This window comes from Nonomuraea sp. NPDC049129 (genome assembly GCF_040648495.1).
Classification (GTDB): domain Bacteria; phylum Actinomycetota; class Actinomycetes; order Streptosporangiales; family Streptosporangiaceae; genus Nonomuraea.
Genome location: NZ_JBEZDU010000015.1, coordinates 183735 through 197384, shown reverse-complemented (window position 1 = coordinate 197384; position 13650 = coordinate 183735). Strand labels below are relative to the sequence as shown.

At 69.9% G+C, this 13650-nt stretch carries 12 protein-coding genes; 2 read left to right on the top strand and 10 right to left on the bottom strand.

The window, feature by feature from the left end; genetic code table 11:
- Positions 1–134: 134 nt before the first annotated feature.
- The 3 genes from AB0B64_RS38290 to AB0B64_RS38280 all read right to left on the bottom strand — a co-directional run bounded on the left by AB0B64_RS38290 (position 135) and on the right by AB0B64_RS38280 (position 2853).
- Positions 135–548 carry a hypothetical protein gene (locus tag AB0B64_RS38290; protein ID WP_358183890.1) on the bottom strand — a complete coding sequence of 138 codons (414 nt, stop codon included), beginning with the start codon at positions 546–548 and terminating at the stop codon, positions 135–137.
- Between the two features lie 80 nt (positions 549–628).
- Positions 629–2257, bottom strand: coding sequence for a CocE/NonD family hydrolase (locus tag AB0B64_RS38285; protein WP_357956697.1), 1629 nt, complete (start codon positions 2255–2257; stop codon positions 629–631).
- Positions 2254–2853 carry a helix-turn-helix domain-containing protein gene (locus AB0B64_RS38280; protein WP_358183887.1) on the bottom strand — a complete coding sequence of 200 codons (600 nt, stop codon included), beginning with the start codon at positions 2851–2853 and terminating at the stop codon, positions 2254–2256. The genes AB0B64_RS38285 and AB0B64_RS38280 overlap by 4 nt, the downstream gene beginning before the upstream one ends.
- Positions 2854–2922: 69 nt before the next feature.
- Here AB0B64_RS38280 and AB0B64_RS38275 point away from each other — a divergent pair, with 69 nt between their 5' ends.
- Positions 2923–4452: a carboxylesterase family protein gene (locus AB0B64_RS38275; RefSeq protein ID WP_358183884.1), complete on the top strand. Its 1530-nt coding sequence runs from the start codon at positions 2923–2925 to the stop codon at positions 4450–4452.
- A 19-nt stretch (positions 4453–4471) separates the two neighbouring features.
- On the opposite strand, the gene AB0B64_RS38270 is transcribed toward AB0B64_RS38275, so the two are convergent.
- Entirely contained in the window at positions 4472–5143 is a 672-nt protein-coding gene (locus tag AB0B64_RS38270; RefSeq protein WP_357956689.1) for a TetR/AcrR family transcriptional regulator, read from the bottom strand.
- Between the two features lie 63 nt (positions 5144–5206).
- Here AB0B64_RS38270 and AB0B64_RS38265 point away from each other — a divergent pair, with 63 nt between their 5' ends.
- Entirely contained in the window at positions 5207–6181 is a 975-nt protein-coding gene (locus AB0B64_RS38265; protein WP_357956687.1) for an LLM class flavin-dependent oxidoreductase, read from the top strand.
- A gap of 39 nt (positions 6182–6220) precedes the next feature.
- Here AB0B64_RS38265 and AB0B64_RS38260 read toward each other — a convergent pair whose 3' ends face one another.
- From AB0B64_RS38260 to AB0B64_RS38235, 6 genes are read right to left on the bottom strand one after another with little or no spacing between them, the layout of a single operon-like run.
- Positions 6221–6997 (bottom strand): alpha/beta fold hydrolase, encoded by a 777-nt coding sequence (locus AB0B64_RS38260; RefSeq protein ID WP_358183880.1) that lies wholly within the window; start codon positions 6995–6997, stop codon positions 6221–6223.
- A complete protein-coding gene (locus AB0B64_RS38255) occupies positions 6990–7400 on the bottom strand; it encodes a hypothetical protein (RefSeq protein ID WP_357956683.1) in 411 nt (136 codons plus the stop codon). Before AB0B64_RS38255 ends, AB0B64_RS38260 begins: the two co-directional genes overlap by 8 nt.
- 48 nt (positions 7401–7448) lie before the next feature.
- Positions 7449–10655: a family 78 glycoside hydrolase catalytic domain gene (locus AB0B64_RS38250; RefSeq protein ID WP_358183876.1), complete on the bottom strand. Its 3207-nt coding sequence runs from the start codon at positions 10653–10655 to the stop codon at positions 7449–7451.
- A 21-nt stretch (positions 10656–10676) separates the two neighbouring features.
- Positions 10677–11504 carry a carbohydrate ABC transporter permease gene (locus AB0B64_RS38245; protein WP_357956679.1) on the bottom strand — a complete coding sequence of 276 codons (828 nt, stop codon included), beginning with the start codon at positions 11502–11504 and terminating at the stop codon, positions 10677–10679.
- On the bottom strand, positions 11501–12163 hold the full coding sequence (locus AB0B64_RS38240) for a sugar ABC transporter permease (RefSeq protein ID WP_357956677.1): 663 nt from the start codon (positions 12161–12163) through the stop codon (positions 11501–11503). The genes AB0B64_RS38245 and AB0B64_RS38240 overlap by 4 nt, the downstream gene beginning before the upstream one ends.
- A complete protein-coding gene (locus AB0B64_RS38235; protein ID WP_358183873.1) occupies positions 12160–13437 on the bottom strand; it encodes an extracellular solute-binding protein in 1278 nt (425 codons plus the stop codon). Before AB0B64_RS38235 ends, AB0B64_RS38240 begins: the two co-directional genes overlap by 4 nt.
- Positions 13438–13650 lie beyond the last annotated feature (213 nt).

Below are 13650 nucleotides of genomic sequence, written 5' to 3'. Positions count from 1 at the left end.
CTCCTCCCCCCACCCCCCAAATCACCCCCACAAATAACCCATTTTCCCCCACCCCCCCCCTGTTCCTTTTGGCGCCCCCGGGGGGGGGGGGCCCCCCCCCCCCCCCCCCACCTCCATGAGGGTTCGTCGGGAAGTCACATCTCTTCGCAGGGAAGGCCCCAGCTCTCATAGCCGCCGCCGGGCTTGTGGTACCAGAGTTCGGCGCAGATGTTGGTCCCTTGAGGCACCGGCCAGGTATAGGAGAATTCCCTGATGGCGCTGTTGTAGGTGTAGGTGGGGTAGTTGATGTCGCGGCCGCCGCCCCAGACATGGATGTGGTAGGTGCCCAGGGGGCTGCAACGGCCCCCCAGGTGCCTGAGCAGGATGGCGTTGTACGCGGCCCACAGCCCGAGGCAGACGCTGACCCCGGCCGGAGCGCGGGCCACGGCCGCCTGGGTGGCACTGGCGCCGGCCGATGCGGGTGAGATGGTGGTCGCGAGAGCTGTCGCGAGTACGGTCGCTGTCGCCAGGACGCAGGCCGTGGACCGTGTTTTGCCTGCTGTCTTCATCGAATCTCCCTGTGAGTTCGACAGAGCGGTTTGCAGCCAGCCTCACAACGCGCGGTTGCCGTCACCAGGGCTTGCGCCGGTCATTTCCCGGACTTCTCCGACGTGGTCCGGCGGATGGGGAGGAGCACCGCCGACGGGTGCCGCGGGTCGTGGAAGACCTGCTGGTCGGCGGCGCGGAGGGTGGTGGCGGTGGCGCGGGGTTCGCCGGTGCCGGGGTTGCGGTTGTAGCGGGGGAAGGCGCCGCTGGAGATCTGGACGCGGATGCGGTGCCCGCGCTTGAAGCGGTACGCCGTCGGCCACATCCGCACTTCTGCCGTGCGGGTCTCGTCGGCGCCGGTGAGACTGCGCAGGCCGTCGCAGACGTTCGTTGAGCGGCCGTCGGCGTCGACGTCGCACAGCCGGACGAAGACGTCGGCGAAGGGGAGGCTGGAGCGGAAGAAGATCTCGGCGCTGACGTCGCCGATGACCTCGACGTCGTCGTCCAGCGCGGCAGTGGTGTAGGTGAGGACGTCGGGGCGGGCCTCGAGGGCGGTGTTGTCGACGCGGCCGGCCTTCTCGCCGAAGGCCATGCGGACGCCGCCGACGGCGGGGGTGGGGTCGGCCGGGTCGTAGCGGTAGCCGTCAGGGGAGGAGTCGGCGGGTGGCTCGGTGCCGAGGGCGCCGTCCGGCTGAAGGTGGAAGCGCTGGGGCTCGTACCCCGGCGGCGGCCAGGACGGGAAGTCGCGCCACTTGTCCTCGCCCATGACGAACAGGCGTACCGGGGCGCGTTCGGCCGGCTGCTCGCCCCTGGCCAGGGCCAGGCCGAAGTCGAGGGCCTCGGCGGTGTAGGTGTGGCCCACGCCCATGGAGATATGGGCCCAGGGGCCGACGGTGAGACGAGCGTTCCGCAGAGCGCGGTAGTCGCGGAGCTGGCCGGGCAGGAAGATGTCGTACCAGCCGCCGACCGTACTCACCGGCACGGTGATGTCCGCGACCCGGTGGCGGTGGTCGAGGCCCCGCCAGAATGGCGCGTCGGCGTCGTGGACGAGGATGTTCTGGATGTAGTCGTAGTGGCGGCCGAGCACGGCGGTGTCGGCCTGGTTCAAGGGGAGCGTGCGCAGGGCGCGCTGGACCTTCTTGCCGCCCAGCAGCTGGCGCAGCATGCCGAACCTGCGTTCCTGGCCGGCCACCTGTACGCCCCAGACGAACGGGGTCTCCAGGGAGAAGGCGTCCCCGTGCAGGAAGTCCAGGGTGAGGGCCGATTCGGAGACTCCCGGGATCATGGCCTTGACCTGGGGCGGCGCGGCGTCGGCGACCGCCCACTGGGTGAAGCCGCTGTAACTGGCACCGACCAGGATCATCGACTCGCCGAACCAAGGCTGCTCGATCACCCAGTCCAAGGTGTCGAGGCCGTCCTCGCGCTCACAGCGCAGCGGGTCGAAGGGGCCGTCAGAGCCGAAGGTGCCACGGGTGCTCTGGATGAGGACCTGGAAGCCGCGTTCGGCCAGCGGCCGGACCATCGGCGCCGCGGTCGGACCGGATCTGCCGTAGGGGACGCGGATGAGCGCGGTCGGCAGGCCGTCGCCGCCTGTCGCCGGGGCCCAGCGGTCGGCCAGCAGGACCGCTCCGTCGCGCATCGGGACACGCAGGTCGCGCTCGACGGTCAGATCCCTGGTGAGTGGCGGGGGCAGACGCAGCATGCGCTGGACGAAGTGGCTGTTCAGGTTCATCGGGGGCGGCCTCCGGCGGAAGGGGTGAGGTCAGGGAGGCCGCGGGCGCACGCCGTCGAGAGGCGTAGCAGGCGGTCCGTGAGTTCTTCGGGGTCGAGGGGGTCGTCGGCGTCGACCACCCAGTCGTTGACGATCGCGCCGGTGCCGCCGGTGATCATCGTCGCCAGGTCCCGGGCCGTGTCGTCGTCGAGGTCGCCGAACACCTCCCGCAGGCCCGTCGTGGTGATGAGCGAGCCGAACAGCCTGTTCAGGGCCCTGGTCATGGGAAAGGCGCAGGATCCGGTGAGCATCGCGCGGTAGAAGGGCCGGTGCCGGGCGAAGTGCCGGGCCATCGCCAGCACGCGCGTGCGATGTGGCGCGCTGTCGTCGCCCACCTCCGGAATGAGCTCCCGTTCGACCAGGTCGGCCGCGGCCGCCACGAGGAGCGCGTCACGGTCGCCGAACTGCAGATAGACCAGTTGCCGGCTGACGTTCGCGGCATCGGAGAGATCCCCGACGGGAAGGGCCGTGGTGCCGCGCTCGGACACCAGGCGTACCGCGGCGGCCATCAGCGCGGCGCGAGAGCGGAGCACCCGGCGGTCTTGTCTGACTTGCACGCCGCCAACCCTAGACATGTGTTAGAAAATAGACAACTGTTAAATCAGCCGTTTTAAGGGAGCCCAGCGATGTCCGTAGTCGAGCCCGAGGTTCGCACCACCGCCGGAGTCGTGCGCGGCCGTACCGAGGACGGCCTGGCCGTCTTCCGCGGCATTCCGTACGCCGAACCCCCGATCGGCGCGGCCCGCTTCCAGGCGCCGCGACCCGCACGCCGCTGGGACGGAGTACGAGAGGCGGACGAGTTCGGCCCGCCGGTCCCGCAGGACACGGACATGGGTGGCCGTGGCGGCGGGGACTTCTTCACCTTCAAGGGCCCGGGTGACGACTGGCTGACGGTCAACGTCTGGACGCCCGCCCCGGACCCGGCCGCCCGCCGCCCGGTGATGGTGTGGATCCACGGTGGCGCCTACAAGCTCGGCTTCTCCGGCAGCCCCGGCTACGACGCCCGGCACATCGTCCGCGACGGCGACGTGGTGTTCGTGTCGCTGAACTACCGCCTGGGCATCGAAGGCTTCGCCGGCATCGAGGGCGCGCCCGCCAACCGGGGCCTGCTCGACCAGGTGGCCGCCCTGGAGTGGGTGCGGGACAACATCACGGCCTTCGGGGGCGACCCCGGTCAGGTGACCATCCTCGGTGACTCGGCCGGCGCCGGGTCCATCGCCTCGCTGATGGTCATGCCGAGCGCGGCGGGCCTGTTCCGGCGGGCTGTCGGGCAGAGCCTGCCGGGCACGTTCCTGTCCGGCGCACTGGCCCGGGACGTCGGGGCGGCCATCGCCGCCGAGGCCGGCCTGCGTCCGACCGTCGAAGAGCTGTCCGGCGTGGATCCGCGGGAACTCCCGGCGGTCGGCCAGGCGCTGACGGCCAAGATGCGGCAGTACGAGGACCGCTGGGGCTCCTTCGCGCACACCCTGTCCCTCTACTCTCCCGTCGTGGACGGCGAGGTGCTGCCGGTCACGCCCTGGGAGGGATTGGCCCGCGGCGCGGGACGGGACGTGAAGCTGATCATCGGCCACAACCGCGACGAGTGGCGGACCTTCCTGCTCCTCGGCAACCTGTTCGGTAAGGTCACCGAGGAGTTGGCGGCGCAGACGTTGCGGCGCTACGGACCGGGCGAGGACGGCGAACGTGCCTACCGCGCGGCGTTCCCGGACGCGTCGGCCGAGGACCTGTTCGAGCTCGTGCAGAGCGACTGGCTGTTCCGCATGCCGACACTGCACCTGGCCGAGGCCCAGGTCGCCGGGGGCGGGCAGGCGTACCTGTACGACCTGACCTGGCAGTCCCCGGGCACGGGCGGACTGCTGCGGGCCTGCCATGGCCTGGACGGCCCGCTGCTGTTCGGCACCTATGACGCCCACCTCGGCCCGGTGGCCATCGGCCCGGAGCACACCGCCGAGGCCCGCGCACTGACGGCCCAGATCCGCCCGGCCTGGACGGCCTTCGCCGGCACGGGCGACCCGGGCTGGCCCGCGTACGACCCCCGGCAGCGCCTGACCCAGGTCTTCGACACGACATCGTCCGTCACCGCCTACCCCGAGGAGACCTCGCGCCGCCTGTGGCAGGACCACACCTTCGAGCCGCTACCCCTGCTGACCGCCTGAGGCCCAAAAGGGCAAGCGGTCACAAGGCGGTGAGACCCGCCAGCATGAGCGTCACCCCGCGCTCGAAGCGCTCGTCGTTGGTGCGGGCGGTCAGGTCGTCGGCCGCCGTGACGAGGCTGGGGAACTCGTCGGCCGGTAGTGCTTTGAGGGTGGCGTTCATGCGAGCCAGCACCTCGCCGGGGTCGGCCCCCTCGGCCTCGGCGGAGTTCATCGGGCTCAGCTCCTGTAGGACGAAGCCGGTCACGTAGCTGTTGAGCAGGAAGGCCACCTGAGCGGCCGCACGCGTGTCCAGCCCGGCCGACAGCAGTGCCGACAGCATCGCCTCCAGGCTGCGCAGCGTGTTGCGGCCGAGAACCCAGCGCCCGGCCAGGATCCGGGCGGCGTCGCGGTGGTCAAGCAGCAGCCTGCGGTATTCGGCCAACGCGCCGAGCAGTCGTTCCCGCCAGGGCAGCGCGGGGTCGGGCCAGCGCGCCTCGCTCAGCAGGTCGTCGGCGACCAGGTCGAGCAGCGCCTCCTTGCTGGTGACGTGCCAGTAGAGCGAGGAGACGTCCACGCCCAGCCGGGCCGCCAGGCGACGCATGCTCAGCCGGTCCACACCTTCCTCGCGTACGAGCTCGCGGGCGGCGGCGACCAGCGCCGCGACGGTCAGATGCGGGCCTGCGGCCGGCCTGCCACGCCGAGGTTTCGCCACACCCTCTCCTTCCGCTTGCTACGATCCTAGCCAAAACCAACACTGTTGGATTACGGAGGGATCATGTTCGACACCCGGTTCGGCCTGCTCATCCCGCAGCGAGGCGCCCTGTTCGGCCTCGGCGGCATCCGCGAACTCCTGGAGCTGGGAGTGACCGCTGAACAGAGCGGCATCCTCAGCTCGGTCTGGGTGGGCGACAGCCTGACCGCCCAGCCGCGCCCCGACGCGCTGTCTCTCCTCGGCGCCCTGAGCGCGATGACCGAGCGGGTCCGGCTCGGCACGTCCTGCATGGCGAGCTTCCCGCTGCGCGACCCCGCCGTCACCGCCTACCAATGGGCCACCCTCGACCACCTCTCCGGCGGCCGGATGATCCTGGGCGCCTGCACGGGGCTCGTCGGCGACGGGGTGAGCGCGAGGGAGGGCGCGCACTTCGGCGTGCCCGATCGAGAACGCGCACCTCGCCTGGAAGAGAACATCGCGCTCTGCCGCGAGCTGTGGAGCGGCGAGCCCATCGACTTCGACGGGCGATTCTGCGGCTACAAGGACCTTCTCATCGCCCCCACCCCGCTGCAGGACCCCTGTCCCATCCTCATCGCGGCCAACCCGTGGGATCCGCGCTTCGCCGAGCGCGCCTTACGGCGGGTGGCGACGCTCGCGGACGGCTGGATGACGGCCGGCAGCTGGCCCGGCCTGTTCGAAGGACTGTGGTCCCGGCTGCGGGAGGAGTTGACCGCCGCCGGCCGCGACCCCGCGACCTTCCCCGTCGTGGCCATGCACAACGTCAACATCGGCGACGACCGGGCCGAATGCCTGGCCGAGACGAGCCGGTTCATCGCCGCCCACGAGGACGAGGACGAGGTCGCCGCGCCGATGATCGAGTCCTGGACCGCCGCGGGCCCGCCGGCGCGATGCGCCGCCGACCTGCGCGCCCTGCTCGACAAAGGCGCCACCCACCTCATCCTCCGCCTCACCTCCTGGGACCAGCGAGGCCAGCTCCGCCGCCTGACAGAGGAGGTACTGCCCACCGTCATGAGCTGAAAGAGCCCACGACGGACCGGGGCACCTGGCTCGTCAGGATCAGCTGGAGACGGGCGCGGCGTGCCCGATGATCTCGCGCGCGATCGTCGCGGGCACGGCGGCCGTCGCCATGTGCGCGACGTCGTCGAGGATCAGCAGGCGTGCCCCCGGTATGCCGGCCACATAGAGCTCTTGGCTGGCGGGAGGGGTGGCGACGTCGGCCGAGCCGCCGATGACCAGGGTCGGCGCGGTCACGTCGGCGAGGTCGTCGCGTACGTCCGCCGCCGCGAGCATCTCGCACGCGCGCGCGTACTGTTCGGCGTCGTTGGCGAGGAGCATGGCGCCGTAGCGCCGGACGACGTCCGGGTTCTGGGACGCGAACTCCGGGGTGAACCAGCGCTTGACGACGGTGTCGCGGATCACGGCGAGCCCGGCGCCGCGTACGGTCGCCGCGCGTTCGATCCAGGAGCCGCGCGGGAGCACCGGCGCGGAGCAGATGATCGTCAAGCTGCGTACCCGGCCGGGGTGCCGGGCGGCCGCCCGTGCGGCGACCATCCCGCCGAGGGAGACGCCGGCCAGGTGCGCCTGGTCGAGCCCGAGCCCGTCGAGCACCTGAACGAGATCATCGACGAGGTCGTCCAGCCGGAAGGGCCCGTCGGCGGCGTCCCCGGCGCCGTAGCCGCGCTGTTCGTAGCGGACGACGTCGAAGCGGGTACGCAACGCCGGCACGAGAGCGTCCCACATGGCCGAGGTCGTGCCGAGCGAGTTGACGAGGATGAGGGGGCCGGCCGATTCCCGGCCGGTGCGGGGTTCGAGACGCACGCCGCGCTCAGCCAACTCTGATCACCTCGACGGCGCCCACCTCGACGTCGATCACGAGCGCGTCCGCCTCGGTGCCGACCTCGCACGAAGACCCGGACAGCGACGTGACCACGGGCCGATCCCCGGCCACCCGATGGGGGATGCGCAGGCGGCCGCGGATCGGTACAGGGTCGATGAGCCGCTCCGGCCGGCCGCCCGAATGGTTGATGAGATGGATGACGAGGGCGTCGCCGGACCGCCCGACCACGATTTCGACGCTGGTCGCGAACTCGGCGGACAAGATCCGCGCGTCGCCGATCCGGTCGGCCACGGTGCCGGCGATGAAGTCCGCGACGCTGCTCAGCCCGCTGACCCGCTGAGTGGTGCCGGCGGTCCATGGCAGTACGGTGACGCGACCGCGACCTCGGGGCACGCTCACCCGGAGCGGGTAGGGCGTGCTGGGTCGACTAGCTACCGCCTCAAGGGATCAGCCAGCCGTTGCCGCTACGAAGGTGAACGAACCGGACGGGACGTTGTACAAGGCGTACGGACCCTCCATCCGCAGGAACGTGGCCCGAGGTGGGCTGACGACGGAACGCGCGTTCTTGGCCGGCACCCAGACCTCGGCGGTGGTGTTCGCCGGGACGTCGGCCGTCAGCTTGAACCATCGCTCGCCTCGGGTCCAGGCGGAGCGGGCGATGCCCTGCGGCGTCTCGTAGCTGCCGTTGACCGAGGTGAGGTCGCCGACCGGCTTGGGCTGGATGACCAGGCGCCGGTAGGCGATGGAGCCGCCGGCCTCGCGGATGCCGGCCAGGCCGGTGTGGAACCACTCCTCGATCTGCGCGAGGATCATGTGGTTCTTCGAGGCCCCGCGATTCCAGTTCTCGCCGATCGTCGTCATGCCGTCCGGGTTGGCGGTGGTGGGCTGCATGAAGAAGCCGTAGCTGGGCTGGTCGTCGCCCTGCAACAGCTCCCACAGGACGTCGTCGCGGCCGCCGCCGGCCAGCGCGCGGACAGTGGGGGCCATGCCGATGGTGCCGCCGCTGAAGTGCGGGCCGTCGCCGTTGGGGTCGAAGGCGCGTACGAGCTCGACCAGCGCGTCGAGGACCGCCGGGCGTTCACCGTCGGGGACGAGCCCGGCGTCGAGGGCGAGCGCCTGTGCCGTCTGGGTGGCGCCGGTGGCCCCGGCGTCGCCCGCGCTGGTGTAGCGGCGTAGCTCGTGGTTGTAGAAGTGGGCGTTGAAGGCGTTCTTGATGTCACCGGCGAGCGCCTGGTAGCGGGCGGCGTCGTCGGTGTGACCCGTCAGCCCGGCCATCGTGGCCAGTTTCGTGATCATGACGTAGTAGCCCCAGGTGCCGGTGATCCGGCCCGAGGTCTGGTCGGCCGCGACCCAGTCGGCGAGGGCGGCGTCGACGATGTGCGCGTCCTCGCCCGTTCCCGCCTTCTCGCGCTGGATGTAGCCGGCGAAGGCCACCATCCGGTCGTAGTAACGGGCCATCGTCGAGGTGTCGCCGTACAGCTCGTACAGCAGCGCCGGGACCAGGATGATGGCGTCGCCCCAGTTGATCTCGTCGCCGAAACGTCCGCTGTAGCCCCAGTCGTAGACCGGCGTCTTCAACGCCACGTTGCCGCGCATCGGGGTGTCGGCGATCGACTGTCCCTCGACGAGGTGCCGGATTGTGGTCCGCAGGTAGGCGGCGAGCTGGTAGTTGCGATGGATGGCGCCCATCGGCATCGTGTAGTCGGCCGGGTAGGACAGCTTCTCGCGTCCGGGACAGTCGGTGAACACCGACATCATGTTGGAGGCGAAGGAGTATCTGGCCATCCGGTGAACGCGGTTGACGCGCGCGCTGGAGGTGGTGACCTCACCCGCCATCGGCGTCGCGGCCTGCAGGCGGATGCCCTTGACCAGGTCCTTGGCCGGGGTGTAGCCCTCCGGCAGGCCGGTGACCTGGATCCATTGCATGCCGAAGTAGTTGAAGTCGGGGTGCCAGGTCTCCCCGCCACGGAGTCCGGCCGTGGTGTAGGTGTTGAACAGGTCGCGGCCCCGCGAGCCGCCTCCGCCCATGATCGAGGACTGGTCGACGGTTCCGTCAGGGGCGAGCGACTCGGCGGGGGACATCCGGATGGTGACTCCGCCGGGCACGGTGCCCTTGAGGTTCAGCTGCGGCCAGCCGGTGATGTTCTGGCCGAGGTCGAACACCCAGGTGCCCGGGGCCGGGTTCGTCATCGAGACCGGCGTGAACGTCTCGACCGCCTTGACCGGCTCCGCCGCGCGGGCGACGAGCTGGGTGGCGAGGTTCGGGGGCGGCGCGATCCCCGCGTTCACCCACGAGGTGGCCGAGCCGTCGCGGCGCTTGGCGGTGGCCGACAGGTCCGAGCCCGGCAGGTCCCAGCCGACCTGCTCGCGCCGTGCGTCATAGTCCGAACCGGAATACCAGGCGTCGGTGACGAGGGCGCCGAGTGCGGTGCGCCAGCCGCGGTCGGAGACGACGACGTCCGTGGACCCGTCGCGGTAGGCGATCTCCAGCCGCGCGATCATGCGTGGAGTGACGGCGGCGCCGGCGCTCGCGTCACCGGCGGCGATGTTGTTGCCCGAGCCGGTCACCGTCGCACCGGAGGCGTGCGCCTTGGACAGCCCAGGCGTGAAGGTGATCCCCGTCCCGTCGGCGCCGGCCGAACCGATCGCGGTGATCGTACGGGATTCGAGGTGGTCGCCGCCGTCGCCGGTGTCGATGTTGATGGTGCCGCCGACGTGGTAGTTGGCGACGTCGGTCAGTTTCACCGTCGTGGCGCCGGCCCCGGCGTCGGCGGCCAGAGCGCCGGCGCCTTTCAGCTGGCTCTGCCACCACGAGTACGGGGCCGTGCGGCCGACGGCCGCATTGGTGACACTGCGCCGCACATAGGCGGGGCCGTTGCCGAGCCGGACGCCGAGGGTGTTGGCTCCGGCACGCAGGTGATCGGTGATGTCATAGGCGCGGTACTCGCTGGAGAGCTGGTAGTTCGCGTACCCGGGGGCGAGCACCTCGTCGCTGAGCCGGTGATCGTTCAAGGTCGGCAGCTGCAGGCCCACGCCGGACAGGTAAAGACGGGCGCCGGCCACCTGCTTCCCGCGGTCGACGCCGAACTGGCGGGCGAAGATCGGCATGGGCTGGGTTTCCGTCCGGCCGGGGTACTCGATCCAGCGCGCCGCGCCCCAGTCGCTCTGCCGCAGCAGACCCATCTCCCAGGAGGCGGGCTTGCTCCAGTCCGACGGCGTCTTGTCGGCGTCCCAGACGCGGACGCGCCAGACGACCCGCTGCCGCGAACCCAACGGCCGGCCGGCGTAGCGGACGCCGGTCTGGACAGCGGAGTCCACCTTGCCGGAGTCCCAGATCAGCCGGCCATGCTGGAGGTTCGCGTCGCTGGTCGCGGCCTGGATCCGGTAGCCGGTCTGCGCGTCACCCGGACACGCGGCTCGTGCGGGCGGCCGGTAGCAGGGGTGCGTGGCGGCCTGCCGGGTCTCCTTCATCCGCCACCCCACCGACGGGGTGGGGTCGTCGAGGCCGAGAGGCTGGTCGTATCTGCCGTCCACATTCAGGTCGACCACCTGGACGAGAGGTGCTGCGCTCGCCGGAGTTCCCAGAGGCGGCGAGAGCGCGAGGGCGAATCCCAGGCTCGCGAGCGTACGTATCCGGCGACGTAATCGGGACACAGGTCACTCCCTTCATCTTGGTCATCCCTTGATGGCGCCGGCGGTCATCCCAGCGACGATCTTGCGATTGAAGAAGACGAACAGCAGCAGCGGCGGGATCGTGATCAGGACGATGTCCATGAACAGCAGGTTCCACTGGGTGTTGTACTGGCTCTGGAAGTTGTAGAGGGTGACCTGCACGGTGGCGTTGTCGTCGCCGGGCAGGAAGTACAGCGGGTTGACGAAGTCGTTGAAGATGGCCACCGAACTGGTGAGGATCACGGTGATGGTGACCGGCCGCAGCAACGGGAAGATCACGCGGAAGAACAGCGCGGTCCCGGTGCAGCCGTCGATCATGGCGGCCTCGTCCAGCTCGCGCGGGATGGCCGCGATGAACGCGCGAAACAGCAGCACCGCGTACGACAGCCCGAACGCCACCTCGACCAGGATCAGCCCCGGCATGGTCTTGAACAGGCCGAACGCCTGCAGCAGCCAGATCGTCGGCACGATCGCGGGCGGGATGATCAGCCCGGACAGCACCAGGAAGTTGGCCAGCGAGCCGACCTTCCCGGGCCGCCGTTGCAGCACGAAGGCGGCCATGGCGGCGAAGACCACGATCAGCGCGACCGACACCACGGTGAGGATCGTGCTGTTGATGTAGGCGCGCAGCAGCACGTAGTCGCGGGCCTCGATCACTTCGGTGAAGTTCTCCACCAACCGCCAGTTCGCCGGCCAGGCGAAGTCCAGGTCCAGCGCCTGCGTGGGGTCCTTGACGGCGGTCAGCAGCATGAGGGCGAACGGGACGAGGAAGAACACGGTGGCCAGGACCAGCGCGATCGCCTCGGCGCCGAACCTTCTCAGCGCCCTCATACGGCGACCTGCCTTTTGCCCAGGAACCAGGTGAGCGGGACGATGATGGCGGAGACGACCAGGAACAGCAGCACGTTGCCGGCCGTGGCCAGGCCCACGCCCTTCCACACGTCGACCAGGGCCACCGACAGCAGCGCGGTGGTGGCGTCGCCGAGCCAGTCTCCGCCGTCGATCCCGGCCGGGGCCAGGACCCGGTTGACCAGGCCGGTGTCGGGCTTGAGCAGCACGCTGAAGGTGATGCCGACCGCGACCGTGGAGACCAGGACGGGGAAGAACACCACCGAGCGCAGGAAGCCGCGCAGCCGCAGCTTCGAGGTGAGCAGAACGCCCAGCAGCAGCCCGAGCACGACCTTCAGGCCGCTGGTCACGACGGCGTAGAAGATCGTGTTCTGGAAGCCGATGCGCAGGTTCTGCTCGGCCAGGAAGTCACGGAAGTTCTGCAGGCCGACGAAGGTGCTGTCGAACAGCGTCCAGCGGGTCAGCGCGAAATAGCAGGCCATCACCGTCGGCACGCCGAAGATCACCAGGTAGACGACGGTGGCCGGCAGGTACAGCGCGTACGGATAGGCCGCGTGCTTCCTGCGGCGGTCGGCCCGGGCGGGCCGGCCGTCGGGGGCAGGGCCGGGCCCCGAGCGGGGCCCGGCCTGCTGCTTGGTCACCACCCTTGCAGCCCCAACTGTTTGGCCTGCTTCTCCACGTCCTTGTCGTACTGGGCGGCGCCCTCGGCCGGAGCCGTCAGACCGGAACCGACCGCGACGGTGATCTGCTCCAGGGACGGGCCCTTGATCGGCGAGACGAACTCCAGCGCGGGCGAGGTGGCGCCCTTGTCGATGTAGGCCTGCACGTCCTTGGCCGCCTGGATCGCGTTGTCAGGCAGCTTGGCGCCCTTCACCCGGTACGGCCCCGTCGGTTGCACGGCCTTGGTGACCGCGTCCGCGCCGGCGGGCGAGGCGACGAAGGCGAGGAATTTCTTGGCCGCGTCCAGCTTCTTGGTGGTCTTGGGGATGTAGATGGCGGGCGGCTCCCAGACGGTGGCGCCGTTCTTGGCCGCGTCCGTGCCCGGAATGCCGAAGAAGCCGACATCGGTGGCGGCCTGCGGGCTGGTCTTCAGCACCGGAGGCAGGATCGCGGTGAGCATCGGATAGTGCGCGCCCTTGCCGTCGGCCAGCAGCTTCAGCCCCTGGTCCAAGGTGGCCGAGCCGAAGCCCTTGTTCTGGTAGCCCTTGGCGTGTACGTCGGCCAGGTGCTGGAAGCTCGCGAGCGCCGCCGGAGCCGCCGGAGTGGAGGCGAACTTGGCCTTGCCCGCGGTGTAGTCGGGGGCGAAGCTCGGCATCGAGGCCTGGACGTTGTAGAAGTCGCCCAGCACGAACAGCTGCGAGGTCCAGGAGTCCTTGAAGGTGGAGATCACCGGTGTGATCCCGGCCGCCTGGATCTTGTCGTTGTTGGCCATGAACTCGGCCCAGGTCTTCGGCACCTGGAGGCCGAGCTTTTCGTAGACCTTGCGGTTGTACAGGATGCCGCCGCCGGAGGCCGCGCTGGCCGGCACGCCGTACGCGTGGTCGCCCTGGGTCACCACCGGCAGGTAGTCGGGCTGGACGTTGGCCAGCACCGGGTCGCCGGTGAGGTCGACCAGCGTCTGGGCCGGGTTGAGCGCCTGGAGCAGAGACCCGGAGTTGTACCAGAACACGTCCGTCATCTCGCCGGTCGAGAGCCGGGTCTTGACGATGTTGTCGCCCTCGCTGCCTCCGGGCTGCGTCTCGATGTCGATTTTGATCTTGGGGTTGGCCTGCATGAAGGCGTTGGCGAGTGCCTTGGTCGTGTCCACGGTCGACTGGTCGCTACCCGTCATGAACGACAGCGTGACCGTGCCGTCGGCGGCCTGCTCGGAGCCCGAGCCGCATGAGGTCAGGGCCGCCATCGCGAGAACGGCCATCGCCGCTCCCAGGTGAGAGGTCTTCACAACGCCCCTCCGGGTTGGTTGAAACGTTTTAACGGCCCCCGATGCGAGTTAACGTAGGCGTTACCTGGGACAGCGTCAAGAGCGTATTTGAGTAACGCTTCCCACTTGTTACCACCTGACTTGCTGTGTTTCGTCTGATCAAATGGGTAACGTTACCCGTGCAGACAGAGCTCGTAGAATGGGATC

What these genes read in the sequence shown, in the direction of transcription:
- AB0B64_RS38235 (WP_358183873.1), bottom strand. Translation starts at nt 13,437, where the DNA reads ATGGCCGTTCTCGCGATGGCGGCCCTGACCTCATGCGGCTCGGGCTCC.
- AB0B64_RS38285 (WP_357956697.1), bottom strand. Translation starts at nt 2,257, where the DNA reads ATGAACCTGAACAGCCACTTCGTCCAGCGCATGCTGCGTCTGCCCCCG.
- AB0B64_RS38245 (WP_357956679.1), bottom strand. Translation starts at nt 11,504, where the DNA reads ATGAGGGCGCTGAGAAGGTTCGGCGCCGAGGCGATCGCGCTGGTCCTG.
- AB0B64_RS38290 (WP_358183890.1), bottom strand. Translation starts at nt 548, where the DNA reads ATGAAGACAGCAGGCAAAACACGGTCCACGGCCTGCGTCCTGGCGACA.
- AB0B64_RS38275 (WP_358183884.1), top strand. Translation starts at nt 2,923, where the DNA reads ATGTCCGTAGTCGAGCCCGAGGTTCGCACCACCGCCGGAGTCGTGCGC.
- AB0B64_RS38265 (WP_357956687.1), top strand. Translation starts at nt 5,207, where the DNA reads ATGTTCGACACCCGGTTCGGCCTGCTCATCCCGCAGCGAGGCGCCCTG.